General features: G+C 66.4%; 22 protein-coding genes. 7 read left to right on the top strand and 15 right to left on the bottom strand.

Features of this window, described 5'->3' with window-relative positions; genetic code table 11:
- A partial coding sequence (locus ACOOGG_RS06240) for an amidohydrolase family protein (protein ID WP_420433403.1) occupies positions 1-1,042 on the top strand: 1,042 nt, incomplete at its 5' end.
- Between the two features lie 26 nt (positions 1,043-1,068).
- Here ACOOGG_RS06240 and ACOOGG_RS06245 read toward each other — a convergent pair.
- From ACOOGG_RS06245 to ACOOGG_RS06255, 3 genes are all read right to left on the bottom strand, one after another.
- Positions 1,069-1,539, bottom strand: a complete 471-nt coding sequence (locus ACOOGG_RS06245; protein WP_420432076.1) for a DoxX family protein — start codon at positions 1,537-1,539, stop codon at positions 1,069-1,071.
- 164 nt (positions 1,540-1,703) lie between these two features.
- Complete coding sequence (locus ACOOGG_RS06250; RefSeq protein WP_420432074.1) at positions 1,704-2,486, bottom strand: enoyl-CoA hydratase/isomerase family protein; 783 nt, start codon at positions 2,484-2,486, stop codon at positions 1,704-1,706.
- A gap of 108 nt (positions 2,487-2,594) precedes the next feature.
- The gene (locus tag ACOOGG_RS06255) at positions 2,595-3,494 is read right to left on the bottom strand and encodes an alpha/beta fold hydrolase (RefSeq protein ID WP_420432072.1); all 900 of its coding nucleotides are present in this window, start codon (positions 3,492-3,494) and stop codon (positions 2,595-2,597) included.
- Between the two features lie 137 nt (positions 3,495-3,631).
- On the opposite strand from ACOOGG_RS06255, the gene ACOOGG_RS06260 reads away from it, so the two are divergent.
- Genes ACOOGG_RS06260 through ACOOGG_RS06270 form a run of 3 tightly spaced genes read left to right on the top strand, consistent with a single transcriptional unit; the run spans position 3,632 to position 5,591 of the window.
- Entirely contained in the window at positions 3,632-3,928 is a 297-nt protein-coding gene (locus tag ACOOGG_RS06260; RefSeq protein ID WP_420432070.1) for a DUF1330 domain-containing protein, read from the top strand.
- Entirely contained in the window at positions 3,925-4,848 is a 924-nt protein-coding gene (locus ACOOGG_RS06265; RefSeq protein WP_420432068.1) for an acyltransferase domain-containing protein, read from the top strand. The genes ACOOGG_RS06260 and ACOOGG_RS06265 overlap by 4 nt, the downstream gene beginning before the upstream one ends.
- Positions 4,845-5,591 carry an SDR family NAD(P)-dependent oxidoreductase gene (locus tag ACOOGG_RS06270; RefSeq protein WP_420432066.1) on the top strand — a complete coding sequence of 249 codons (747 nt, stop codon included), beginning with the start codon at positions 4,845-4,847 and terminating at the stop codon, positions 5,589-5,591. Before ACOOGG_RS06265 ends, ACOOGG_RS06270 begins: the two co-directional genes overlap by 4 nt.
- Positions 5,592-5,636: 45 nt before the next feature.
- Here ACOOGG_RS06270 and ACOOGG_RS06275 read toward each other — a convergent pair whose 3' ends face one another.
- The 12 genes from ACOOGG_RS06275 to ACOOGG_RS06330 form a co-directional block, all read right to left on the bottom strand.
- A complete protein-coding gene (locus ACOOGG_RS06275) occupies positions 5,637-6,383 on the bottom strand; it encodes an SDR family NAD(P)-dependent oxidoreductase (RefSeq protein WP_420433405.1) in 747 nt (248 codons plus the stop codon).
- Between the two features lie 34 nt (positions 6,384-6,417).
- Positions 6,418-7,092, bottom strand: coding sequence for a hypothetical protein (locus tag ACOOGG_RS06280; protein WP_420433407.1), 675 nt, complete (start codon positions 7,090-7,092; stop codon positions 6,418-6,420).
- Complete coding sequence (locus ACOOGG_RS06285; RefSeq protein WP_420433409.1) at positions 7,089-8,297, bottom strand: beta-ketoacyl-[acyl-carrier-protein] synthase family protein; 1,209 nt, start codon at positions 8,295-8,297, stop codon at positions 7,089-7,091. The genes ACOOGG_RS06280 and ACOOGG_RS06285 overlap by 4 nt, the downstream gene beginning before the upstream one ends.
- Positions 8,290-8,676, bottom strand: a complete 387-nt coding sequence (locus ACOOGG_RS06290; RefSeq protein ID WP_420433411.1) for a phosphopantetheine-binding protein — start codon at positions 8,674-8,676, stop codon at positions 8,290-8,292. The genes ACOOGG_RS06285 and ACOOGG_RS06290 overlap by 8 nt, the downstream gene beginning before the upstream one ends.
- A gap of 19 nt (positions 8,677-8,695) precedes the next feature.
- Positions 8,696-10,636, bottom strand: a complete 1,941-nt coding sequence (locus ACOOGG_RS06295; RefSeq protein WP_420433413.1) for a vanadium-dependent haloperoxidase — start codon at positions 10,634-10,636, stop codon at positions 8,696-8,698.
- Positions 10,637-10,794: 158 nt separating this feature from the next.
- On the bottom strand, positions 10,795-11,709 hold the full coding sequence (locus ACOOGG_RS06300; protein ID WP_420433415.1) for a TIGR03564 family F420-dependent LLM class oxidoreductase: 915 nt from the start codon (positions 11,707-11,709) through the stop codon (positions 10,795-10,797).
- A 188-nt stretch (positions 11,710-11,897) separates the two neighbouring features.
- Positions 11,898-13,358, bottom strand: coding sequence for an acyl-CoA carboxylase subunit beta (locus ACOOGG_RS06305; RefSeq protein WP_420433417.1), 1,461 nt, complete (start codon positions 13,356-13,358; stop codon positions 11,898-11,900).
- Between the two features lie 60 nt (positions 13,359-13,418).
- On the bottom strand, positions 13,419-14,417 hold the full coding sequence (locus ACOOGG_RS06310) for an LLM class flavin-dependent oxidoreductase (protein WP_420433419.1): 999 nt from the start codon (positions 14,415-14,417) through the stop codon (positions 13,419-13,421).
- Positions 14,414-15,514, bottom strand: a complete 1,101-nt coding sequence (locus ACOOGG_RS06315) for an amidohydrolase family protein (RefSeq protein ID WP_420433421.1) — start codon at positions 15,512-15,514, stop codon at positions 14,414-14,416. The genes ACOOGG_RS06310 and ACOOGG_RS06315 overlap by 4 nt, the downstream gene beginning before the upstream one ends.
- 42 nt (positions 15,515-15,556) lie before the next feature.
- A complete protein-coding gene (locus tag ACOOGG_RS06320; protein ID WP_420433423.1) occupies positions 15,557-18,112 on the bottom strand; it encodes a molybdopterin cofactor-binding domain-containing protein in 2,556 nt (851 codons plus the stop codon).
- Positions 18,109-19,176 (bottom strand): N-carbamoyl-D-amino-acid hydrolase, encoded by a 1,068-nt coding sequence (locus ACOOGG_RS06325; RefSeq protein WP_420433425.1) that lies wholly within the window; start codon positions 19,174-19,176, stop codon positions 18,109-18,111. The genes ACOOGG_RS06320 and ACOOGG_RS06325 overlap by 4 nt, the downstream gene beginning before the upstream one ends.
- Complete coding sequence (locus tag ACOOGG_RS06330; protein ID WP_420433427.1) at positions 19,173-20,459, bottom strand: Zn-dependent hydrolase; 1,287 nt, start codon at positions 20,457-20,459, stop codon at positions 19,173-19,175. The genes ACOOGG_RS06325 and ACOOGG_RS06330 overlap by 4 nt, the downstream gene beginning before the upstream one ends.
- 39 nt (positions 20,460-20,498) lie before the next feature.
- Between ACOOGG_RS06330 and ACOOGG_RS06335 the strand changes: the two genes are divergently transcribed.
- The 3 genes from ACOOGG_RS06335 to pucD all read left to right on the top strand — a co-directional run bounded on the left by ACOOGG_RS06335 (position 20,499) and on the right by pucD (position 24,287).
- Complete coding sequence (locus tag ACOOGG_RS06335; protein ID WP_420433429.1) at positions 20,499-21,365, top strand: FAD binding domain-containing protein; 867 nt, start codon at positions 20,499-20,501, stop codon at positions 21,363-21,365.
- 42 nt (positions 21,366-21,407) lie between these two features.
- Positions 21,408-21,890 (top strand): (2Fe-2S)-binding protein, encoded by a 483-nt coding sequence (locus ACOOGG_RS06340; protein WP_420433431.1) that lies wholly within the window; start codon positions 21,408-21,410, stop codon positions 21,888-21,890.
- Positions 21,891-21,986: 96 nt separating this feature from the next.
- Positions 21,987-24,287 (top strand): xanthine dehydrogenase subunit D, encoded by a 2,301-nt coding sequence (gene pucD, locus ACOOGG_RS06345; RefSeq protein WP_420433433.1) that lies wholly within the window; start codon positions 21,987-21,989, stop codon positions 24,285-24,287.
- Positions 24,288-24,302 lie beyond the last annotated feature (15 nt).

A 24,302-nucleotide genomic window follows, 5' to 3' on the forward strand; every position in this document is an offset into this window, starting at 1 on the left:
GGAAGACGTGGCCGCCGCAGCCCTGGTGGGGCTGGGAGAGCTGGCCGCCACCGGGTGTACCTCCGCCTCCGACCACCACTACCTGGTGCCCCACGGGGACGACGCTGTGTTCGACGCCATCGTCGAGGCAGCCGCGGCAGTGGGCATCCGCCTGCATCTCAGCCGGGGCTCCATGGACCTGGGCGAATCGCAGGGCGGGCTGCCCCCCGACCATGTGGTGGAAGATCTGGACTCCATCATGGCCTCCACCGAGCGGATCATCGCCCAACACCACGACGGCGACATGGTCCACGTGGTGGTGGCGCCGTGCAGCCCGTTCTCGGTCAGCTCTGAGCTGATGGAGGCTTCGGCTGCGCTGGCCCGTCAGCACGGCCTGCGGCTCCATACTCACCTGTGCGAGACCATCGACGAGCAGGAGCACTGCCTGGAGCGTTTCGGCCGTCGGCCGGTGGAGCAGCTCGACGATTGGGGCTGGGTGGGAAACGACGTGTGGCTGGCCCACGGCATCTGGATCAACGACGAGGAGATCACCCGACTGGGCTCAGCCGGCGTGGGGGTGGCCCACTGCCCGTCGTCCAACGCCCGCTTGGCCGCCGGCACCTGCCGGGTGACCGATCTGGAGGCCGCCGGTGTGCCGGTGGGGCTGGGGGTGGACGGGGTGGCATCCAACGAGGTGGGTGGCCTGTTCCCCGAACTGCGCCAATCGCTTTATGCCGCCCGGCTGCGGGCCATGGACCCCAGCGCCTTCATGCCCGCCGACGCCGTGCGTTTGGGCACCACCGGCGGAGCAAGCTGTCTGGGAGTAGCCGACCGGCTCGGGAGCATCGAACCCGGCATGGCCGCCGACCTGGCCGTGTGGCCCGGCGACGACATTGCCGATGTGGTCGATCCTTTGGCCGGACTGGTGCTCGGCCCCGACCGCCGAGTGCGCCACCTCTACGTCGCCGGCAACCCTGTCGCCCAAGACGGCCGCCTCCTGGGCTGCGACCTCGCCGCCGCCCACGCCGAACTAGCCAAACGAGCCCGACGCCTCTGGGCCTAGCGGTGTGAGCGTTCTATGCAAGCGCGCTAGAAGAGTTCCTTGCCGGTCTTGAGACGCTCCAACCCCCACTTGCCACTGCCTAGGATCCCAATGGCCCACGCCGCCAAGAAGTGCATTATCGCCACCTCTCCACCGTGGTGGAGAGCGTCGAATCCATGATCCGGATCCCAGTAATGAGGCCAAAGCCCACGCTCCAGGTGAATCATGAAGAAAGACAGCGCGGTCACAACCATCATGGCCCCAGCAGCCAGCCGGGTAATCACGCCTAAACCGATCATGACGGCGGCGATCAACTCGACATAACCGGCGATGTCCACCAAGGGGTCCAGATCCTGTTCGGCGGGAAAGTTCCACAACAAGAAGGTCTTCTGGATGCCGTGCATCGCGGTCATGACAGCGAAGCCCACGCGGAAGAACAGATACAACTCCCCAAAGTGAGCGCCGAAAAACTGGCCCAGGTACCCGTCTTGGGGAGAGCCTTTGCCGAACCTGAACACGCTTCGAGCGATGCGCGGCCCTACCCGAGGTGAGCCTTCGGAGGTGCTTTCCCCTTGCTTTTGTGTGCGAGACATGCCTAGTTGCGACCCTTTGTGTTGACACGAAAGGAATTCTCTCCCGTACTGATAGGCGTGGCTGCCCGAATGGATTCTAGCCAGTAGCGCTATCTGCCGGTGAACGTGGCCTTTCCAGGGCCGCTCTCCAGGAAACTGGCCACGCCGATGCGGGCGTCGTCGGTGCCGAAACAAGCGGCGAATTCCTCGATTTCCACGTTCAGAGCCTCATCCAGGGGCAGGGCGAATCCCTCGAGGATCGCTCTTTTGGCCATGGTGAACGCCGCCGGCGCGGAGCAGTACCGGGCGGCAAGCTTGACCGCCTCGTCGTAAACCTCATCATCGGGGTAGGCGGCTGAGGCCAGTCCGATGGACACCGCCTCGTCGGCCCAAACGTTGCGCCCGCTGTAGATCAGCTCTTTGGCCTTCGTGATGCCCACCAGGCGGCTGAGCCTCTGGGTGCCGCCTCCGCCGGGGATTATCCCCAGGTTGATCTCGGGCTGGCCCAGAACCGCCCCCTCGCCGATCAGTCGGAACTCGGCTGCCATGGCCAGCTCACACCCCCCGCCCAGCGCATAGCCGTTGACCGCGCAAATTGTTATCTGCGGAAGCATCTCCACCGCCCGAAACGCGGCATTGAACCTTCGGGCCAGGTCCCGGCCGTCCTCTACTCCCATTCCGGTGAACTCGCTGATGTCGGCGCCGGCGGCGAACACCCGCGGCCCGCCCCAGATCACCACCGCTCGCACATCAGTCATGGCCGACAGCTCGTTGACCGCTTGATGCAACTCGGCCAAGACCTGCGCGTTCAGCGCATTGGCCTTGGGACGGTCCAGTCGCAAAGTTGCCACTCCTTTGACCTCGCCAGTTTCAACTCTGACAAATTCACCCATGTTTGCAGTGCTCCCTTCTGCTGGGAGGCCACCGTATTCAGTGAACGCCCAACCTGCTCAGTCATGGTTCAAACGATCGGGAAAGGTGCTCTTGACTGGGACGGGGCCTCAGGCCAGGCCATGGCGCTCGAGGAAGCACACCGTCAAGTCGGCGCAATCCTCAGGGGCCTCAAGCTGGAGAAAATGCGTTTTGTCGGGCAAGAAGTCGTAGTCGAGCTTAGCCAAAATACTCAGATCCAAACTGGGCAAGAACGAGTACTGAACCGTGGGGTCGGCGCCTATGGCTTTCAGTGGGATGTCGATGCTGTCCAGAAAGCGGGCCACCTGCATGGCAAAGCCGAAATACCACTCGTAGAGCCGGGCCTCGTGCTCGGGCGGGCAGCGAAGCTGGTATCCGCCGCCTTCCGCGGGCTGGAGCGTGGTCTCAGAAAATAGCGCCCGGGTTTCCGGCGACATGAGGGAGTAGGCCGGTGCCTGACCGAACATCTCGGCAAGTTCTTGGCACGACTCAAAATGGCTCTGTCGGCGCCGGGCCCGCCTCGCTTGGCGCTGGCACACCTCTTCTAGGTGCCTGCTGCTGTCTCCGGGCAGTTCGAAAACCGGGTCGAACATCACCAAGGCGGCGAAGTCCGGCCTTTGGTACTGATGCGCCACCGCAATGACGGTGGACACCGAATGGAAGAGGCCCACACACGGCTTCGGCCCCCAAGAAGATGAGATGGCGTCGATGACGGTCTGGTTGTCACCCACCAGGGTCGGGATGTTGTAGCTGCCGATGGGGGTGGCGGAATTCCAACCGTGGCTCCGCAGGTCGAAGATGCAGATGTCGAAACGGTCGGCCAGTAGCGACCAGTACGGGTAGTAGAGGTCGGCGGCCAATCCGCATCCGTGACTCAGCACCAGCCTTGGCCCGTCGGGGTTGCCGTGCCTCCGCACGGAGATGGCGGAACCATCGGCCATGACCGCATCTATGGTTCCAGACGGCTCCGGCACCCTCCAGCTAGACACCGCTTCATTGTACACCCATACCCCTGCCGATCCATCGCCTAATCGCGCTGCGAACTCGAACAGGCAAAGCCCCCTGGGAGTACGACTCAGGCAATCGACTAATATTCTCGGATTACGTTTACGGCGAGGAGCAGCCCATGTCGATAATCGGCAACGTAAGCCTCACGGCAACCGATGTAGACGCGTTCTCCAACAGCCTCGACCGCCTGATGGAATTGGCCGACAGCGCAGTCGAGCATGGAGGCCGGTACTTGGCCAAGGGCGGAACCATCGAAGCGACACAGAGCGAGCCTCCGCCGGACCGGATTCTGGTTCTGGAGTTCGAGCATGTGAGCCAAGCCCGGTCGTGGATGCGATCGGCGGAATACGCCCAGTTCACCGACCTCGCAAGCACATGCTGCCAGGTGCGATCCATGATCGTCGAGGGAACATGAGCGCCGACACCCGTCCCGAGGGGGCGGCATCGGACCGAACCAGCTCGCGAGAGGTCGTGATGTTCCCCGGCGGCGGGATCGACATGAACAACATGCGAGAGACCCCCCTGCTCGACACCAGCTACATGAGGCGCATGAGCGGCCATTTGGGCATCGACTTCGTCTCCAAACTGGCCAACGGCGAGGTGGGATCGGACCCCGGCCCATACCAAGCCAGCGTGGCGGCTTTGACCTACGCCTGCACCCGCCAGCGCTACGGCGGCGCCCGGCCAATGGCGGTGATCGGCCAGTCGAGCGGGGTTTGGGCCGCCGCGGCGCTGATGGGTGCCATCTGGATCGAAGATGCCTGCAACTTGCTGATGATCCGCGGGGATCTGATTGCCGAGGCGAGCGCCCGCCACGGCGAGGGGCGAATGCTGTCGGTGGTGGGCCCGTCCCCAGACGAGACCGCGGCAATTGTGGAGGGGATAGACGGCTGCTGGGTATCGGGAGTAATGACACGGAGTTCGGTGACGCTGGGATGCCGCTTGGAGGTCCGCGAAGACGTGGAGAGCGCTCTGTCCGCCGAGCTGAATGCCAACGTCGTGCGACTGCCCATAGATTTCGCCAGCCATTGCCCTTTGATGGACGGGGTGGCCGACGAGCTCAAAAAGGCCATGGGCGATCTCGAGATCATCGACGGCGCCGACACGGGCGCAGTCGAGTTCTACGACTGCTTCACAAGCGATCCCGGCCCGGTGAGCCTTGACGACCTGAGGGACCGGTTGGCGCTGAACATCGAGAAGCCCTTCGACTTGATGGCCACCGTTCAATCCTTCGACGACGATGCGCTGTTCGTGGAGTCGCTGCCCAATGCGGGAATCTTCAACATGATCCGCTACTCCGGGATTTCGCGCCGGAGAATCATCAAGGCCGCATGAGAAGCCTCCCGGCGGCACAGGCGCCGGCGGTCGTGGCCAGCGGATCGAGCCCACTGGGAAGCGCCATCGTGCGATCTCTGGCCGAAGCGGGCCACCCGGTTTCTTTCGGATGCGACCCGGAGACCCGAGACGGCGCCGAGATGGAACAGGAGTTGGCTGATGCCGGACACCTTGTAGCGGCGTTCGAGCTGAACGTTTTGGATTCGAGTTCGATGGGCCGGTTCAAAGACCTGAGCACGGGCCGTTTCGGGCCGCCTCTTTGTGTTGTGGCCAACTCGCCCGCGGGCATCTCGGCCCATGACGGCGGCGAGCCGGATTGGAACCGGGTGGTGGACGCCAGCCTCTCGGCGGCCTTCCGGCTGGTTCAGCAGTTCACCCCCGAAATGCAGTCGCGGGAATACGGACGTGTGGTATTGGTCGGCTCGGCGGCGTCATTGGTGGGCCGACCCGAACAGGCTGCGTTCTGCGCCGCCAGCGCCGGTCTGGAGGGGTTGACAAGGTCTCTGGCCGTGAAGTTGGCCCCTTTCGATGTTCTGGTGAACGCGGTGGCCCCGGGATACATCGAAGAAGACCGCGACGGCCTCACCCCCGAGGTGCGGAGCAAGAAGGTCGCAGCCAGCATCGCGCTGCGCCGAGTGGGCCAGGCAACAGAGGTGGCCGAGGCGGTTCGATTCTTGTGCGGTCCCGGCCCCAGCGCCATGACAGGCAACGTTCTGCGGGTGGACGGCGGCCTTACCGCCTGAGCGAACCGGCTCTCTATGCGACCGGCATTTTGGGCGACCGGCTCTCTATGCGACCGGTTCTTTGAGCACTGCGGCCGATTCTCCGCAGTCCACGTTCACAATGGTGCCGGTCACATATGAGCTTTCGGGTCCTGCTAGCCAGCATATGACCGCGGCCACCTCCTCAGCGTCGGCCATGCGACCCAGGGGATTGCGTTCTTTCAGGGATTCCTGCCAACTCAGGGCCAGTACATCGGTCATGGGCGACTTGACCACCCCGGGGGCAACGATGTTGGCCCTGACCTTGCGCCGCCCCACCTCGCGCGCCAAGGAGTAAAGGGCTGAGTTCATCGCTCCCTTGGTCGCCGCGTAGGCCACCTGGCCGGGATCGCCGAGTTCTCCCCGAACCGAGCTAACCCACACGATCGAACCCCGCCGTTGGGCCAACATCGCAGGCAGCAACGCCCGCGTCACCGCCAACGGCCCGAGGAAGTTCACCGAGATCATTCGCTCGACCGACTCCATCTCATACTCGGTCAACAGCGAAACCTCGTGGATGCCCGAAGCAGCAACAAGCGCATCGCAGCCCCAACCGGCGGCTTCCAGCCAGGCTTCGACCTCATCGCCGGCACCGGGCTCGGTGATGTCTAACGGCAGGTCTGCCACTCCGATGCGGAGCAGTTCTTCGGGCAGGCCGCGCCGGCTTACGCCCACCAAATTCCACTCCGGCGCCATCGCCCGGCACACCGCCATCCCTATAGCCCCGGTCGCCCCGAGGATCACGGCCGTCGGCCTCGAAGCTTCGGTCGTCATGGAATCGGCCTACGCGCTAATGGCCGTGCCAGCCTCAAGAGGTGCCGTCGGGGAGCTCTACGGCCAGATCAACCCCTCCGGCGTCAGAGTGGAGGCGCTCCAACTCCAGCAGAAGCTCGGGCTGCCGGCGTCCCGACAGCTCAACCGCATCGCCTCCCCCCCCTCCAGGCACCACCCGAACCCCGACCGCGCCGGCCGTATCCGGCGGCAGCTCGAACCCGCCCGAGGCTCGGGCAAAAACGGCATAGCCCACTTCAACCGCTCCCGAGCACACGCCTCGCACCGCGGCGGCCACCGCGCTGAGGTCGGCGTGGGCATGGTTGGTGTACTGGCAATGCCGCCAGCAGTCGATTCCCTCCTTGGCCGCCAGGTATAGAGCGATGTTGTAGAGCTTTTGCAGCGGCAGCAGCGGGTTCAGCCCTTCCGCCATTGCGGTCAGCGCCGCAATCCGGTCGCTCTCGTCGGCCAGTTCGTCGGAGAAGTCCACGTCAAGCTGCAAGGTGTCCTTGGCCCCGGCGAAGTACAGGCCGCAGCCGCGCCCGGCCATCTCCCCGCCGTCGCCCAGCAACTCCTTGAAGCAGGCCAGCGTGAGCACTTCGAAATCAGAGACGCAACGCCGATCGTGGCGGAACGGAACCAACTCCCGGTGGTTCAACTCATACGGGGTGTCGAAACCGATCTTGGCCGAGGCCGATACCAGCGCTCTCATGGCTGCCTCAAGAACAGCGAGGCGTTCGACCCTGCCAGGCCAAATGAGTTGGAGAGCACCCCCCGGCAGGTGCCGTGCCTGGCCCCGTCAGCGATGTAGTCGCCGAGGCTGCACCGGGGATCAACCTCGTTGAGGTTGGCAGTGGGGGGAAGCGTCGAGGTGTGGATGGCCATCGCGCCGAACGCCGCCTCGAGTGCTCCGGCGCCTCCGAGCAGATGCCCGGTGACCCCCTTGGTGGAGCTCACCGGAGGTGCCCCATCGCCGAACACCTTCTGCACGCCCTCGCTCTCCGACACGTCATTGTCCACGGTGGAAGTTCCGTGCATGTTTATATAGTCCACCTCACCAATCGAAGCGCCAGCGCTGTCCAGGGCTCTCTGCATCGCCAGAGCCTGTATATCGCCGCCCTCGGAGCCCGCGGTGAGGTGAGCAGTAGACACCGCCGTGCCCCACCCAGCCAGCTCGGCAATGGGCTCTGCGCCGCGGGCTTCTACGCTGCGCTCCGACTCCACCACCATCACCCCGGCACCCTCGGCGATCACGAAACCGGCGTGGGTGATGTCGAAAGGCCTCGAGGCGCTCTTGGGCGTGGAGTTGTGCCTGGTCAACACACCCATCCGCGAGTGGACGGCCACGATCACCTCGTTGATGTTGGCATCGACGCCGCCGGTAATCACGATGTCGGCCAAACCAGAGCGCACAATCTCGCCCGCTTCCAACACCGCCACACCGCCCGCCGAGCAGGCGGTGGTGATACCCGAATACCGGTCGCCGAAGTCGGCGCCGATGCCCTCGTGGGCACCCTCCTGGGGGCGTCGCACATAGCCCGAGAGATCGGTTCCGTTCACCGTCTCGCCCCGGCATGCGGCTGCGAACTCGTCAATCTTCCACGCGAACCCATGACTGGCCACCGCCGCCCTGGCCCGCGGGTCAGCCACGACTCGCTCCCGCTCCAGCCCAGCCTGCTCAAGGGCCTCTGCTTCAGCGAAGCGGTAGAAGTCCAACAGCCGCAGAGGCGACGACTCATACCCGGCGCCGTCGCGGGCGGGAACCTGCCCGGCCACCTTGCAGTCGTTCTCTCCGACTTCGACAACCTCCAGCCGGGCGGTGCCCGACCGGCCCGCCACCGCGGCCGACCAGCTTTCCTCCATTCCCCAGCCCACCGGGCACACCGCGCCCAGGCCGGTGATCAGCGCCCTAGCCATTCTCGTCCAGCGCCCGCTGGAGCAGGGCTACCAGATCGCCCACCTTGAGCACCACGAAAACGTTCTCCACCCGATCCCCGGCCGATATGCGGCCGTCGTCCAACTCGGGCATGAAATCGTTCAGTGTGGCAAGGCCCTCATCGGTGACCCCGCCATACTCATCGAGCCAGCGGATGCCGGCCTCCTCGAAGTGGCGCTGGATATGGGCGACGGCCATCTCGACTCCGAACGCCTTGCGAACCTGGTAGTTCATGTCGAGGATGTCAAGCGAGTCGGCGTCGAGGTCGTCGTACAGAAGTGAGTCGTCGCTCACCTCGTCCACCTCGATGTCGAGCGACTCGGCCACGATGTTGTGGACTTTTGCGGTCAGATCTTCCATGAAATGCTCCTTTGGGCTTCTATCGACCGGTCCAGTGGGACTCTTCGAGCATGGGGTCAGGTGGAAGCGGCTGCGCCGGCCCCCGCAGAGGCGCTGTGCCGTCCACCAGCGTGGTCCAGTAGTCGTAGGCCAGGTCGCCGATCAGGTTGCCCAGCGGCACCGCTACCTCTACCGAGGGCCAGAAGTGAACTCCACCCCAGACCCGGCTGGCCGCACAGGCCTCCTCATACTCGCTCCAGGTCTCGAAGTTGATCTCGACGTCTTCGGCCGGGGTGACGCCCGGCTCGATGGTGTTATTCCCCGCGGCCCGAATACCCCGGTATCCGCCGGTGGCGTCTTCGCCGTCGGCGAACCTTCGCAGAGCCTGTGCGTAGGCGCCGCAGAATGAGGTGGTGGCCGATGGGTACTCGGGATGGTCGGCCGTGCCGGCAAAGCTCCGCCATGAGCTGGCTGGCATGCTGACGGTGCCCTGGCCGGGACCGCCCCACGCTTCGACGGTCTCGTCGCCGAACAGATGGTGGATTGCGGTAACAGGCCGCACTGCGTCAAAGCGCTGCTTCTCCTGCCAGACCACCACGCCCACATCGTGGGAGGCCATCTCTACCAAAAAGGAGATCTGGATGAAGTCCACGATGTCCACGATGTGCTTCACGTCGGGAAGGATCTGCGATCCTCGCAGCTTGTTGTCGAAGAACATGACGATTTCCTTCTTGTAATCGTCAAGGCCCGCTGACTCGTCCAACACCTCTTGGGCCTGTGCCCGGTACGCCTCGGCGTTGGTGTGATCGCTTTCTGTGGGTGGCTCAACCCGGTAGTCCCTTGGGTTGAAGCCGGAGAAAGGCTCTACGTTGGCCCACTGGGGAGTCACGAACACCTGCGACCTGAACACGCCGTCGGTGTGGGGCACGATCAGGGGCTGCCAGCGCGACGCATCAGTCAGCTCATGGGGAGAGTTGACGGGCACATAGCCGGTGGTGTCTCGCCACGCCATGCCGTTGACGTCGCCAAACTGGTTGAACCCATCGGCGCGACGGGCATCGAGGGTGCAGCGGGCTGCCAGGTTGCCGATCGCCGCCGCAGTGGCATCAGTGCGATCGCTGCTGTCGCAGGGCCAGTCCAATCCAGACTCGTCGTCAGGGTCTAGCCCATGATCGGTGAGCATGGCGCGCCACTCGTCGGCCCGGTGGGGGGCGAAATCCAACATCAGGCGGTACATGGAGTGCATTACCGCGGTGTTGGGCAGCAGATTGTCGTCTGACTCAGAAGCGGGTCGGCGCGCAATTCGGGAGTAGATGCCGACGGCGGTCTCGTCATAAGGCGCTACCGCGTCAAAAGCCGCGCTGTACATCTGCACCGTGTAGCGGAACACCACCGAGGCGTCGTTGAGCGCCGGGGACACCTCTGAGGAAGCCCAAGGACCGAGGCGGGGGATCAAGATCCCATGCATGGCGTTGCCATTCACCAGGTCGAACTCGCCGTTGGGCCCTTCCCGGGTCAGCACCCCGGGCTCAGTCGTGGGCGTCGGCTCTGGCGTGGGCATCGGCTCAGCCGTGGGCGTCGACGAAGAATCGTCCGTTTCTGTGGAATCGCCGGCCTCAGGATCAGGCACATGCATCATTCGATAGACCATCAACAAGTTGGCCTGATCGGCTAGCAATTGATCGCGCTCAGCGATGTCGTCTGCGGTCGGCTGCTCGGGAGCAGGACCGGGTTCACTGCTTTCGAAATCGGGGCAGCCCCCGGGCACAACACCGGTGTCCACGCCGAGCTGGCAGCGGTAGGTGTTCAACATGTTCTCGTGCTCGGCTATCTGCCGGTCTAGGTCAGCAGCTTCGTCTGTGGTCTGGGCTGAGGCGCCCCCCACCAAGACCAGCCCGAAAGCCAGCACTGACAGGACGCAAACCACTGCGAACCAAGGCTTGCCCCGCACGGCCATCTGCAAACGTCCAGAATCCTTCATTGTTGCCTCTTCTCAAGTCACCAAATGAAAGACCTCATACAGATTTGAGTGCTGCATGAGGTCTTTTCCGGTATGCACCATGTTAACAACAATGTGCTTTGTCAACAACAAGGTGCTATGTCAACAACAAAGTGCTTTGTCAACAACAAAGTGCTTTGTCAACAACACAGGGCGGCCAACGCCTCCCAGGTGCGATCAATCTCGTCTTCGGTGCCGATGGGAGCAGCCAAAATACTGGTGGCGCCTGCTGACATGAACGCCGCCAGCTTTTCCGATACCTCATCCTCGCTGCCGATGACGCAGATTTCCCCGGCGCCGGATAGGCCCTCGCGCTCCAGCATGTTCTTGTAAGACGAGGCCTGCTCCTCTTTGCTGAGCAACCCGGTGGCCCGCGCTCTGGCCCCTTCAATGTCGTCGGTTACGCAAACCGGCAGTCCAACTACCACATCTGGAGCGCTGCGACCGGCGGCGGCGGCCGCATCTGTGATCGTCGGCGCGACGAAATCCCGGATCGTCTTCAGCCCTGCCATCCAGGTGACAGTTCCCGCCGCCGCCCTCCCGGCCAACTCCAGCATGCGCGGGCCTAAAGCAGCGACCATCACCGGGCAGGCAGGACCCTCGATATCCAATTCGCCCCTCATGACAACTCTCTTGCCCCTCATGTAGGCCTGCCGCTCCTCCAGCAATAGCAGCAGGATCTCCAGGTATTCGGCCATGTAGCCCACGGGTCGGTCGAAGCTCTGGCCCCATACCCGCTCCACGAACACCCGGTGGGAGGCACCCACGCCGAGGGTGAGATTCCCGTTCAGGGCCTTGTTGGCCGTCAGAGCCTGCTGGGCCAGGGCTACCGGATGGCGGGTGTACACCGGCACAACGGCCACGCCCATAGGCATGTCAACCCCTGACCCGACCGCGGCCAAAACGGTCAGCGCGTCCAAGCCTGCGGCCTGGGGGAGCCAATAGCCGCTGAATCCCTGGCGCTCGGCACGCTCGATTTGCGCCCGGATGGTGTCCAAAGAGGTTGCCGATGCTGCGTTCCGACTCAAGTCGACACCGAAGATTGAAATCTCCACAGATCAGCTCCTCACTGGCCATCCGCCCTCGCCCTATTCTTCTCCAAGGTAGCGGGTGAGGACTCAGCCGCTAACGGCGAGCCCCATGGTCTGCTTCGCTGTTCAGCGATTCTCGGCCAGCGTGAGCCATTGCCGGCTTCGCTGTTCAGCGATTCTCGGCCAGCGTGAGCCATTGCCGGCTTCGCTGTTCAGCGATTCTCGGCCAGCGTGAGCGAGTTGAGGATGGCGTTGCGCATGTCGCGGGGGTCGATCACGTCGTCGCTGCCGAGGCGGTTGGCCAGGCGGTAGGGGCCGGAGCGCTGGTCGCGCTCCACTTGGGCCTGGGTCTCGGCGTCGAGCTTGGCTGAGCGGCCGCCGGGCTCGGCGGGCATGGCGGCCATGTTCACGCTGGGCAGGGCGAACGACTGGGTCTGGTTGTCGAACGGGTTCTGGGCCATCACCACCGAGCCGAAGCCGAACGCCTTGCGCATGGTGATCTCGATTTTGGGGTTGGTGAGGCGGCGCTCGGCCTTGTACATCTTTCCGCCCCACTTCAAGATGCCCTCCCGCTCGGCCTTGGTGCCGGCCATCACGCCCGGGTTGTCGGCCAGAAACACCACCGGGTGGTCGTAGTTGCCGATCACCTCCAAGAAGTCGGTGGCCTTGATGGCCGCGGCCGAGTCCACCGAGCCGGCCAAATAGGAGGGGTTGTTGGCCACGATCATGCTGGGCCGGCCTCCGAAGCGGGCCAGCCCGATGATGATGGCGGGGCCGTAGGCGGGCTGGATCTCGAAGAAGCTGTCGTCGTCAACGATCAAATCGATCACGTCATGCATGTCGTAGGGGCGGCGGTCGTTGGGAGGGATCACATCGAGCAGCTCTTCCACCGAGCGCGGTTCGCTGTCGGGGCCGCTGCTTCGGGGAGCGGGCGCACCCGACCGAGACGGGAAGTACGACAGGTAGTGGCGGGCCATGTCGATGGCCGACTCGTCGTCGGGGGCCTCGTTGTGGGCCGACCCGGCGATGCGGGTGCAGACGTGGGCGCCCCCGAGCTCCTCTTTGGTCACGTCCTCGCCGGTGGCCGCCTTCACCAGTGGCGGTCCCCCGGTGAACATGGAGGCGTACGAGGTCATGATCACGAAGTCGCTGAGAGGGGCGGCCAGCGCGCCGTGGCCGGCGGAGGCCCCCATCACCAGACACACCATGGGCACCTGCCCGTTCAAATCGGCGTAGGCCTGGAGATCGCCGGGCGCACGGCTGCCCCCGGTGTCGGTGAGCCGGTGTCCGGCCCCCTCCAGCATGGTGACCAGAGGCAGGCCCTCTTGGGCGGCCAGCTCGGCGATGCGGTAGCGCTTGGCGGTGTTGCCCGCCCCTATTGACCCGCCCAGAACGGTGAAGTCCTCAGCGCCGGCCAGCACGGTGCGGCCGTCGATGCGGCCGTAGCCGCACACGAACCCGTCGGAGGGAATGTCTTCCAGGGCGCCTACCAGCGGGCCGATCTCCCGGAAGGTGCAGGGGTCGAACAGCCGGTCGATGCGCTGGCGCACATCCAGCTTGCCCCGCGAGTGCATGTACTTCTCGACCCGCTCAGGGCCGCCCATGGCGGCGCCCTCAGTGCGCCGCCGGTCCAGCTCCTCCAGCCACGGCTTCCACTCCTCGCGATTGCTCATGGTCCTAACCCTTCCAGCTATGGCTGTTCGCGTTCTGATCGCTCCTTCAGTGGAGGCTCGTCAGGGCGAGAAGGCGTCGATCATGGCCGCCACGTCGGGGCCGAGGGGGTAGAGGATGGGGCAGGTGGCCCCGTTGGCCACGTACTCGTCCACCTTGGCCCGGCACTCCTCGGCAGTGCCGGCCGCGCACAGCATCTGCACGATCTCGTCGGGCACCAGCGCCGACGCCGCCTCCACCTGCTCCATGGTGGCGGGCCAGGTGAGCACGGCGTTGACCTGCTCCAGCAGCGAGTCGGGCACGCCAGAGGCGGCCATGATGTGGGGCTGCTGGCCCAGATACTGGGTGACCAGCAATCGGGCGGCGTCCAGCGCCTCGGCCCGGTCCTCGGCCAGCGAGCACACCACGAGTTGGGGCCGGTCGAGGTCGTCCACCGTCCGGCCCGCTCGGGCCGCTCCTTCGGCTAGGGCGTCCATAGCCCGGCGGTTGTAGTCGGGCGACACCAGGTAGTTGAGCACCACGCCGTCGGCGATCTCACCGGTGAGCTCCATCATCTTCATGCCGGTGGCCCCGATGTAGATGGGCACGTCTTTGGGGCGGCGGGGCTGGTGTACATAGTCGAGCTCCACGTCTTCGAGGTGTACGTAGTCGCCGTCGAAGGTTACGTTCTCATCGGCCAGAAGCGCCCGCACCACGGTGACCACCTCCCGCATGGCCCTCAGCGGGCGGCGGCGGTCCACCCCGACCTTGCTGGCCAGCGGATCCCACCACGCCCCCAGCCCGCACAGGATGCGGCCCGGGGCCAAATCGTCGAGGGTGGAGAACGTGGCCGCCAGCCGGGCCGGGTTGCGGGTCCACATGTCGAGCACCCCGCTGCCTACTTTGATCCGGTCGGTGGAGGCGGCGAAGGCGGCCATGGGCACGGTGGCCTCCCGCACCAGCCGGGAGTCGGCCTGCCACACGGCGTCGAAGCCCCGCTGTTCGGCGTAGCGCACAAACTCGATGGCGTCGGCCACCGAGTGGGCGTCTTGCAGGTATAGGGCCACCGGATATGAGCTCATGGGTCGATCTCCTCCAATTTCGCGAACATTCGGCCAGCGGCCTCGGCTGCCTTGGCCCTGATCTCGCCGGGGTCCACCCGGGTGGCCACACCTTGGGCCAGCAGCGTCTCCCCGTCGACCGTCACGTCGGTCGCCCGCACTCCGGGGGTGAACGCCAGCCGCCACGGGTCGATCGGTTCATACGACCAGGCGACGATATCGGAACGGGCCTCGGGGAACAGTTCCCAGCCCTGGGCCAGCCACTCCCACGCCGAGTCGGGGGTGGCGGTCACGTCGTATTCCCGGTGGCGGACATAGGCCACCCGGAACTCCTCCAACATGTCGGCGCCGATGCCGTCGGTGCCCAGCGCCACCGGGTTGGCGAACCGAGTGGGGCGGGCGTAGCCCACCGCGTTGTTCATGTTGGACCGGGGGTTGTGGACCAGGGTGCCGGCCAGTTGATGGTCATCGGGCAGGTGTACCCCGTGGATCAGCAGCCACTCGTCGGTGCTCCACGGGGCGAGCCTGTCGGCGGCCGGCGCGTCCACCGGGCCCTCGGCCACGTGGATGTGGACGCCGGTGCCCAGATCGGCGGCCAGACCGGCGGCTGCTTCCAGGGTTTCGTCCGAGCAGGTGAAGGCGGCGTGGACCCCGACCATGCCCCGGCCCCCGGCCCGCAGGAACCGCTCGTTCTCGGCCAGGCCCCGGCGGGCGCCGTCGGCGCCGTGGCGATCGGTGACCCCGTAGGCGCAGCTCACCCTCACCCCCACCTCGGCGCAGGCATCAGCGATGGTCTCCAGCGAGCCCTCGATGGCGTTGGGCGACTCGTGGTGGTCGACGATTGCGGTGCAGCCGGCCTCCAACGCCTCCAGCGCCCCCAGCTTGGCCGACCACTCGATGGTGTCGAGGTCGAGCGCCCGGTCGAGCCGCCACCAGACCAGCTTGAGGATGTCGGCGAACCCGGTGGGCACTCCAGGCGGAGCTGGCATCCCCCTGGCCAACGCTGAATACAGGTGATGGTGCGCGCACACCAGCCCGGGCGTGGTCTTGGAGCGATGCCCAGCCTCCATATCGGTGGTGCTGGTGTGGTGCCCAGTGTCCATGTCACCAGTGTCCATATCAGAAGTGAAGGATAAGCCGCTTCGCCCGGACGGGGGCGCTCACTCCCCCATGGGAAGGCTGTTGTGCCACGTTCCGCTGTGGTTCCGCAGCGCGGCGGCCACCGCTCCGGCGGTGGGCACCAGGCCGATCTCCCCCACACCCTTGATGCCGTAGGGGGCGTTGGGCTGGGGCGACTCCACCAAGATGACGTCCACCGGGGGCATGTCCTTGGGCCGCAGGATGCCCAGCGACTTGAGGGTCATGTTGGTGGGCCAGCCGTTCTCGTCGGCGGGGAAGTCCTCGGTAAGGGCATAGCCCAGGCCCATGTGGACCGCCCCCTCGATCTGGCCCTCGCACAGCAGCGGGTTGACCGCCTTGCCCACATCGTGGGCGGCCACCACCCGCTCGACGGTGCCCTCGTCGTCGAGCACCACCATTTGCGCGGCGTAGCCGAAGGTGGAGTGGATGATGGGGTTCTCCACCCCGTCGGACAGTTTGTTGGTCCAGTCCACCCGGTACTCGCCGAAGTAGTCCACGCCGGGCTGGCACCCGTCGGCCATCGCGGCCTGACAGGCGTCGGCTACCGATCCGGCCCCCATCAGCGTGCCCCGGCTGCCGGTGGTCTGGCCGGCGCCCAGCTCATAGGTGGTGTCCACCACCACCCGCACCCGGTCGGCGCTCACGCCCAGCTCGGTCACCGCCACCTGCTGGGCCACGGTGTGGATGCCTTGGCCCATCTCAGTCCAGCAGTGGCGCACCTCCACGCCGCCGCCTTGGTGGAAGTCTTCGTCGAAGCGCACCACCGCCTTGGCGATCTCCTTGAAGCCGTTGCCCAGCCCGGAGTTCTTGAGGCCGAGCCCCAGGCCCACCGACTTGCCGGCCGACCGGGCCTCGTCCCAGGCCGGCTTCACCGCGTCCAAACAGGCACGGGCCCCCAGCGACCCGTCGTCCATTATCTGTCCCGGCCCCCAGATGGCGCCGGGCGCCACCGCGTTGCGCGACCGCATATCCCAGCCGTCGATGCCCACTGCCTCGGCGAGGCGGTCGATGACGCCCTCCATGGCGAACTGGGCCTGGTTGGCCCCAAAGCCCCGGAAGGCGCCGCACACCGGATTGTTGGTGCGAGCCGCAATCGCCTCCACATCGATGTTGGGCACCGAATATGGACCGCTGGCGTGGCCCGCGGCCCGCTCCAGCACCTTCATGCCCACCGACGCGTAGGGACCCGAGTCGCCCACCATGCGGGCCCGCAGGGCGGTGAGCTTGCCGTTGGCATCGCAGCCGGCCCACATCTCGATGCGGATGGGATGGCGCTTGGGATGCATCCGCAGCGACTCCTCCCGCGACACGGTGCACGACACCGGGCGGCCCAGCAGCCAGGCGGCCAGAGCGGTCTGGGCCTGGTTGGCCATGTCCTCTTTGCCGCCGAACGCCCCGCCGTTGCTCACCAGCTCCACGATGATCTTCTGGGGCTCGACCCCCAGCACCGAGGCGATCTGGTCGCGGTCGTCCCACACCCCCTGGCCGCCGGAGTAAACGTGCATGGTGCCATTGCCGTTGGGCACCGCCAGGGTGGACTCGGGCTCCAAAAAGGCGTGCTCGATGCGCTGGGTCTGGAACACCTCGTGGACGGTGTGGGCGCTGGCCGCCAGGGCTGAGTCCACGTCGCCCCGGGCGTACACCGATCGGGAGAGCTCGTTGCCGTCGAGCTGCCACACCGCGTCGTCGGCGCCGTTGGACACTGCCGCCACCGCATCGGTGATCGGCGTGTGTACTTCGTAGGTCACCTGCACGGCCTCGGACGCCTGTCGGGCGGTGGCTCGGTCTTCGGCCACCACGATGGCCAGCACGTCGCCCACATATGAGGTGCGGCCCCCCTCGGGGATGAACACCGGCCAGTCGGTGTGGATGATCCCCACCCGCAGCTCGCCGGGCACATCGGCGGCGGTGAACACCGCCACCACGCCGTCGATGGCCTCAGCGGCGGTGGTGTCGATGGACACGATGTCGGCCCGAGCGTGCTCGGACAGGTGCAGGGCGGCGTGCAGCAGGCCCTCGGGGCGCAGGTCGTCGACGTAGCTGCGGTCGCCCAGGGCCAGCTCTCGGGCCTCGTACTTGATGCCCCGGCTGCCCACGCCGCCGGGAACCTCGGCCTCGGGCATCTCGCCTTTGGCCAGCGCCTCTACAGCGTCCAAGATCTTGGTGTAGCCGGTGCAGCGGCACAGGTGGCCCCCCAGATGCCGGGAGGCCTCCTCGCGGGTCAGATCAGATCCCTTGCGATCCACCAGCGATTTGGTGCGGATCAAAATGCCGGGGGTGCAGAAACCGCACTGGAGGGCGCCGCAGGCCGCAAACACGTCGGCCATGCGGGCCCGCTCCTCAGCCGACACCCCTTCGAGGGTCACCACCTCAGAGCCCGCCGAGCGCTCCAGCGACGTCTGGCAGGCCACTCGGGCGCGGCCGTCCACCAGCACAGCGCAGCAGCCGCACTGGCCGCTGGGCGAGCACCCGTCTTTGGGCGACATGATGCCCAGCTCGTCGCGCAGGGCGGCCAGCAAGTGCTCGTGGTCGCCCGCAATGGTCACCGACTGGCCGTTGATGGTCAGCGTCGTCATGGCAATTCCCCCTCTTGGCGGGGCGCTTCGCCGATGATCGGCGCCCCCTCTACGTATGGCTTCTCTTTGATGAGCGGCATCTCCTCGGAGATGGACTTGTACATCTCCGGGCGGCGGTAGCGGCTGAAGTCGTACAGCGTGTTCTTGTAGGCCGCGCACCAGTTCAGATTGCAGTTGGCCACCACCAGCTCGTCGCCGTCGGTGGTCGCCTGGGCCAGCACCTCGCCGGAGGGGCCGATGATGCAGCTCTCGGCCAGGCTCTCCACCCCCTCCTCTTCGCCTCCTTTGGCCACGCCCACCACGAACGTGCCGTTCTGGTAGGCCCCGGCCTGCATGACCAGGCGGCTGTGGAATCCGGCCAGGAAATCCTGCGACGGATCGGGGTAGTAGTGGATGGGGGTGTTATAGCCGATCAGGATCATCTCCACGTCGGCCAGTCCCATTACCCGGTAGGTCTCGGGCCAGCGCCGGTCGTTGCACAGGGCCAAGCCGACCTCGCCTTTGAACGCGGTCCAGGTGCGGAACGTCTCGGACGCGGGCTCGAAGTAGGCCCGCTCCAGGTGCTGGAAGGGGCGCTGGGGCTCGTGGGCCTCGTGGCCGGGGATGTGGACCTTGCGGAACTTGGCCACCTCGTTTCCCTCGCCGTCCACCAGCAGATAGGTGTTGTAGCGGTGGCCGTCGGGGGTCAGCTCGGCGTAGCCCAAACAGAACCCGATCCCCAGGCTGGCCGCCTCGTCGAACAGCGGCTTGACCTCAGGCGATGGCATCTCGGTCTCATAGAAGCTGTTCAACTCGTCGATATCGTCGATCCACCACCGGGGGAAGAACGTGGTCAGGGCCATCTCGGGGTACACCACCAAGTCGCAGCCCCGCTTGTGGCCCTCATGCAGCAGCGCCAGCAGCCGCTCCACCACGTCGGCCCTAGTTTCGGCCCGGGCGATGGGGCCGAGTTGGGCCGCGCCGACGGTGATCTCGCGGACGTTGCTGGTCAGGCGCGACACCCGGTCGTCGGAGACTTCGGTCTCCAGATGGGTGGTCAGCGTCTTGTCCTCGTCTGCGCTCATGCCTTCACCTCGGCCGCCTCCTCAAATGCAGATTGCTCGGCCACCTCGGCCAGCTCCAGCATGACCCGGAGCAAAACGTTGGCCCCCGCTTCGAGGTGCTCGGGCTCGGTGTGCTCGAACGGGTTGTGGCTGATGCCCTCCCAGGAGGGCACGAACACCATTGAGGTGGGGCAAACCGGGGCGAACATCTGGGCGTCGTGGCCGGCGCCTGAGCACAAACGGCGGTGGCTGAGGCCCAACTCGGCGGCGGCTCGCTCGACCCGGTCGATCATCTCGGGGTCGAACTCCACCGGGGCGAACCGGGCCAGCCGCCGGTTGGTGATCCCGGTGCCCGATTCGGCGGCCAGCTCTTCCAAGAAGGCGGCCAACCGGCTCTCGGCCTCGGTGAGCAGGCCGTCGTCGGTGTTGCGCATGTCCACGGTCAGCACCGCATCGGAGGCCACCACATTGACGAGGTTGGGGTGCAGCTCCACCCGGCCCACGGTGCACACCTGCGGGGGGCCGAACTCGGCGGCCAGCTCGTGGACGAACACCGCGATGCGGGTAGCGGCCCATCCGGCGTCGTGGCGCATGTCCATCGGGGTGGTGCCGGCGTGGTTGGACTGCCCGGCCACGGTGACCTCCGTCCAGCTGATGCCTTGCACCCCGGTCACCACGCCGATCTCAAAGTCCTCGGCATCGAGGATCGGGCCCTGCTCTATGTGAAGCTCCACAAAGGCGTGGGGCGGGGGCGAAGGGCACGGCGCTGCGCCCCGATAGCCGATCCGGTCGAGCTCGGTGCCAACCACCGCGCCGTCGGTTCCCACGATGTCGAGCGCCTCCTCCAATGCAAGCTCGCCGGTGTACACCAGGCTGCCCAGCATGTCGGGAGGGAACCGGGAGCCCTCCTCGTCGGTGAAAAAACCCACCGCCAGGGGCCGCCGGGTGGTGATGCCAGCCCGCTGCACCGCCTCGATCACCTGCAAGCCGGCCAGCACGCCCAAGTTCCCGTCGTAGCGACCGCCGGTTCGCACTGTGTCGATGTGGCTGCCGCACATGACCGGCGGCCCAGATTCGGCCCCGGCCATCGTCCCTGTCACGTTGCCGATTCCGTCGATGCTGATCTCCAGGCCCAGATCCCGCATCCATGTAATCACCAGATCGCGGCCAGCCTTGTCCTCATCGGTGAGCGCCAAACGGCATGCGCCGTCGGTGCCCTCGATTTCGCCGATCAATGCCAGAGCAGCCAAACGGTCGCTTAGGCCCTGACCATCAACGCTGATCTCAGTAGCCACAGAAGACATAGTTTGCCAGAATTAGCCGGTGAATAGGAAGGGGCAGCGGTGAGCGATGTCGTGGTGGCCCTCAGCCTGGACGAGGCCCTCGGCGCGCTCAGCGATTATCCCGACGCCACCGTGCTGGCCGGGGGCACCGATCTCATGGTGGAGGTCAACCGGGGCCTGCGCCGTCTGAGCCATGTTGTGGGGGTGTCCAAGGTGCCCGAGTTGCGGGAGTGGAGCATCGCGGATGACCGGGTGGTGGTGGGCGGCGGAGTCACCTACACCGAGATGATGGCCACCCCGCTGGCCGACGCCGCTCCCGCCCTGGCCCAGGCCGCCCGCACGGTGGGCTCCCCGCCCATTCGCAACGCCGGAACCCTGGGGGGCAACTTGGGCACCGCCTCACCGGCGGGAGACACCCTGCCGGTGCTGGCCGCGCTCAACGCCGAGATCGTGGTGGTGGGCCCCGACGGGGAGCGCCGGATGGGCCTGGACGATTTCATGGTGGGGGTGAAGCGGACCTCGCTGCGGCCGGGCGAGCTGATCGTGCGGGCCGAGATGGACCGGCCACAGGGCCGCCAGGAGTTCTTGAAGATCGGCCCCCGCAACGCCATGGTGATCTCCATGGCCGGGCTGGCCCTGGTGGCCGACCACGATGCCCGAGCCGTGCGCTGCGCCCTGGGTGCGGTGGCCGCCGGCATCCCCCGGGCCCGCGAGGCGGAGGCCTGGGTGGCTGAGCGCATCGACTGGGACAACGACGCTGGGGTTGACCACGCTGTGGCCGCTGAGTTCGGCCAACAGGTGGCGGCGGCTTCTGCCCCCATCGACGACCATCGCTCGAGCGCGGCCTATCGTCGCCATGCAGTGGGCGTGCTGGCCACCCGAGCCCTGAAGCGGGCCTTCGCCCAAGGAGGTTCCAGCGATGCCTGACCCCTACTCGCTGCGGGTCATTCGCCCAAGGAGGCACTACTGATGCCTGACCCCTACTCGCTGCGGGTGAACGGAGTGGACTGCGAGGTGGCCGACTCCGATATAGCCGAGAGCCTTTTGTTCGTGCTGCGGGAGCGCCTCGGGCTCACCGGCACCAAGAACGCCTGCACCGAGGGAGAGTGCAGCTCTTGCGCGGTGTTGATCGACGGTGTGCTCACCTGCTCTTGCCTAGTGCTGTCCGCCACCGCCACGGGCCAAGAGATCACCACAGTGGAGGGCCTGGGCGACGGCCGCGACGGCCTGTCGGTAGTGCAAGAGGCATTCGTAGATGAGGGCGCCGTGCAGTGCGGCTTCTGCACACCGGGGCTGATCGTGGCCGTCCACGACCTGCTCGAGGCCAATGCCGATCCCAGCGACGGAGACGTGCGAGAAGCCCTGTCGGGCAACCTGTGCCGCTGCACCGGCTATGGCCGCATCCTGGCCGCGGTCAACACTGCGGCCGAGGCCAAGCGGGGCCAGCAATGACCTCTGAAGCTTCCTGCACCGCGGCCGAGGCCAAGCGGGGCCAGCAATGACCTCTGAAGCTTCCTGCACCGCGGCCGAGGCGAGGCGGAGTCGGCCATGACCGCCGAGATTTTCGGCTCTGTTGAGGCATCCGGCGCCGACACCATCGTCGACGCCGGTACCCGAGGGATTGGTGCCGATGTGGGGCGCCCCGACGGGGTTCCCAAGGTTCAGGGCCGGTTCGCCTTCTCCTCCGACCTGTGGGCCGACGACTTCTTGTGGGGCCACACCCTGCGCTCGCCCCATGCCTCGGCTCAGATCCGCGGCATCGACATCGGCCCGGCTGTGGCCATGGCCGGGGTGTACGCCGTGCTGTTGGCCGACGACGTGCCTGGCTGCCTCACCTATGGGCTGGAGCACGGCGATCAGCCCGCATTGGCAAACGGGCAGGTTCGCTATGTGGGCGAGGCGGTGGCGCTGGTGGCCGCCGACCACCCCGACATTGCCCGGCGGGCGGCCGAGGCCATCGTGGTGGACTACGAGGCAACCGAGCCTCTGACCGATCCTGAGGCCGCGCCCGCCGCCGCCCCCATCCACCCCGACGGCAACGTCTTTAGGGAGCTGGTGATCCGCCACGGCGACTTAGATGTGGCCGGCGAGGTGACGGTGGAGGGCGTCTACGAGGTGGGCATGCAGGATCAGGCCTTCATGGGACCGGAGTCGGGCATGGCGCTGCCCGATGAGGACGGCAGCGTGGAGCTGTTCGTGTCCACCCAGTGGCTGCATGTAGACCGTGAGCAGATCGCGGCCTGCCTGGGTATCGACGAGGAGAAAGTCCGCATCACCCTGGCCGGGGTGGGCGGGGCATTCGGCGCCCGCGAGGACCTGTCGTTGCAGGTGCACCTGTGTCTGTTGGCCCTGCACACCGGCAAGCCGGTGAAGATGGTCTACAGCCGCGACGAGTCGTTCCTCGGCCACGTCCACCGCCATCCGGCCAAGATGTGGTATCGCCACCATGCCAACCGCAACGGGCGGCTGGTGAAGGTGGAGGCCCGAATCGTGCTTGATGGCGGGGCGTACGCCTCCTCGTCGGGCGCGGTTATCGCCAACGCCTCCTGTTTCGCCGCCGGGCCCTACAAGGTGCCCGCCGCCCATGTGGTGGGGCTGGCGGTGCGAACCAACAACCCGCCGTGCGGCGCCATGCGGGGCTTCGGCGCGGTGCAGACCTGCTTCGGCCACGAGTCGCAGATGGACAAGCTGGCCGCCGCGCTGGGCATCGACCCGGTGGAGCTGCGGCTGCTCAACGCCCTGGCGCCAGGTGATCGGCTGATAACCGGACAGGCCATCACCGGGACGTTCCCGGTGGCCGAGGTGATCCGCCAGTGTGCCCATGCCCCCGAACCGGAGATCCCCCTCTCCGACGACCGGCGAGACCTCCCCGGGGGATCGGGCCGCACCACCGATGCGTCCGACACCGTGCGGGGAACTGGCTTCGCCGTGGGGTTCAAGAACCTGATGTTCTCCGAGGGGTTCGACGACTACTCGTCGGCCGCCTGCCGGGTGTCCGACGGGGTGGCCACCATCACCTGCGCCTGTGCCGAGGTGGGTCAAGGGTTCGTGACGTTGGCCCAGCAGATCGCCCGCACCGAGTTGGGGGTGGACGAGGTGATCTTGGCCCCGGCCCAAACCGCCACCATCGGCTCGGCCGGGTCGACGTCGGCCAGCCGTCAGACCTGGATGTCGGGCGGGGCGGTGCAGGCCGCCTGCCGAGAGGTGCGAGCACAGATCCTGGCCGACGTGGCCGCCGAGTGGGGGGTGTCTCCCGACGGGCTGGTGCTGCGCGACGGCCTGGTGGTGTCGTTAGACGGCCAGCAGGAGGCATTGCTGGCCCAGGTGACCGGCGGGGCCGGCTACGAGGCCGACGTGGAGTACCACCACGCCCCCACCGAGACCCTCGACGAGAACGGCCAGGGCAACGCCCACGTGTCGTTCGCCTGCGCCGCCCACCGGGCCACCGTGGATGTGGACCCCGACCTGGGCCTGGTGCGAGTGCGGGACATCACCACCGCCCAAGACGTGGGCCGCATCCTCAACCCCACCCAGGCCGTGGGCCAGATCGAGGGCGGCATCGCCCAAGGCCTGGGGCTGGCCCTGATGGAGGAGATCGTGCTGGCCGACGGCCTGGTGCGCAACGCCTCCTTCACCGACTACGTGATCCCCACCACCCTCGACATGCCCGACGTGACCATCGCCGCCTTCGTAGAACAACCCGAACCCGGCGCCCCCTACGGCGCCAAAGGCATAGGCGAACCCCCCACCATCTCCTCCTCCGCCGCCATAGCCGCCGCCATAAGAACCGCCACCCGCCAAGACCTCCCAAGAATCCCCATCCGCCCCGCCGATATTGCCTTGGGGTGAAAACCACAATCTGAC

This window comes from Candidatus Poriferisocius sp. (assembly GCF_965214065.1).
Classification (GTDB): Bacteria; Actinomycetota; Acidimicrobiia; order Acidimicrobiales; family Bin134; genus Poriferisocius.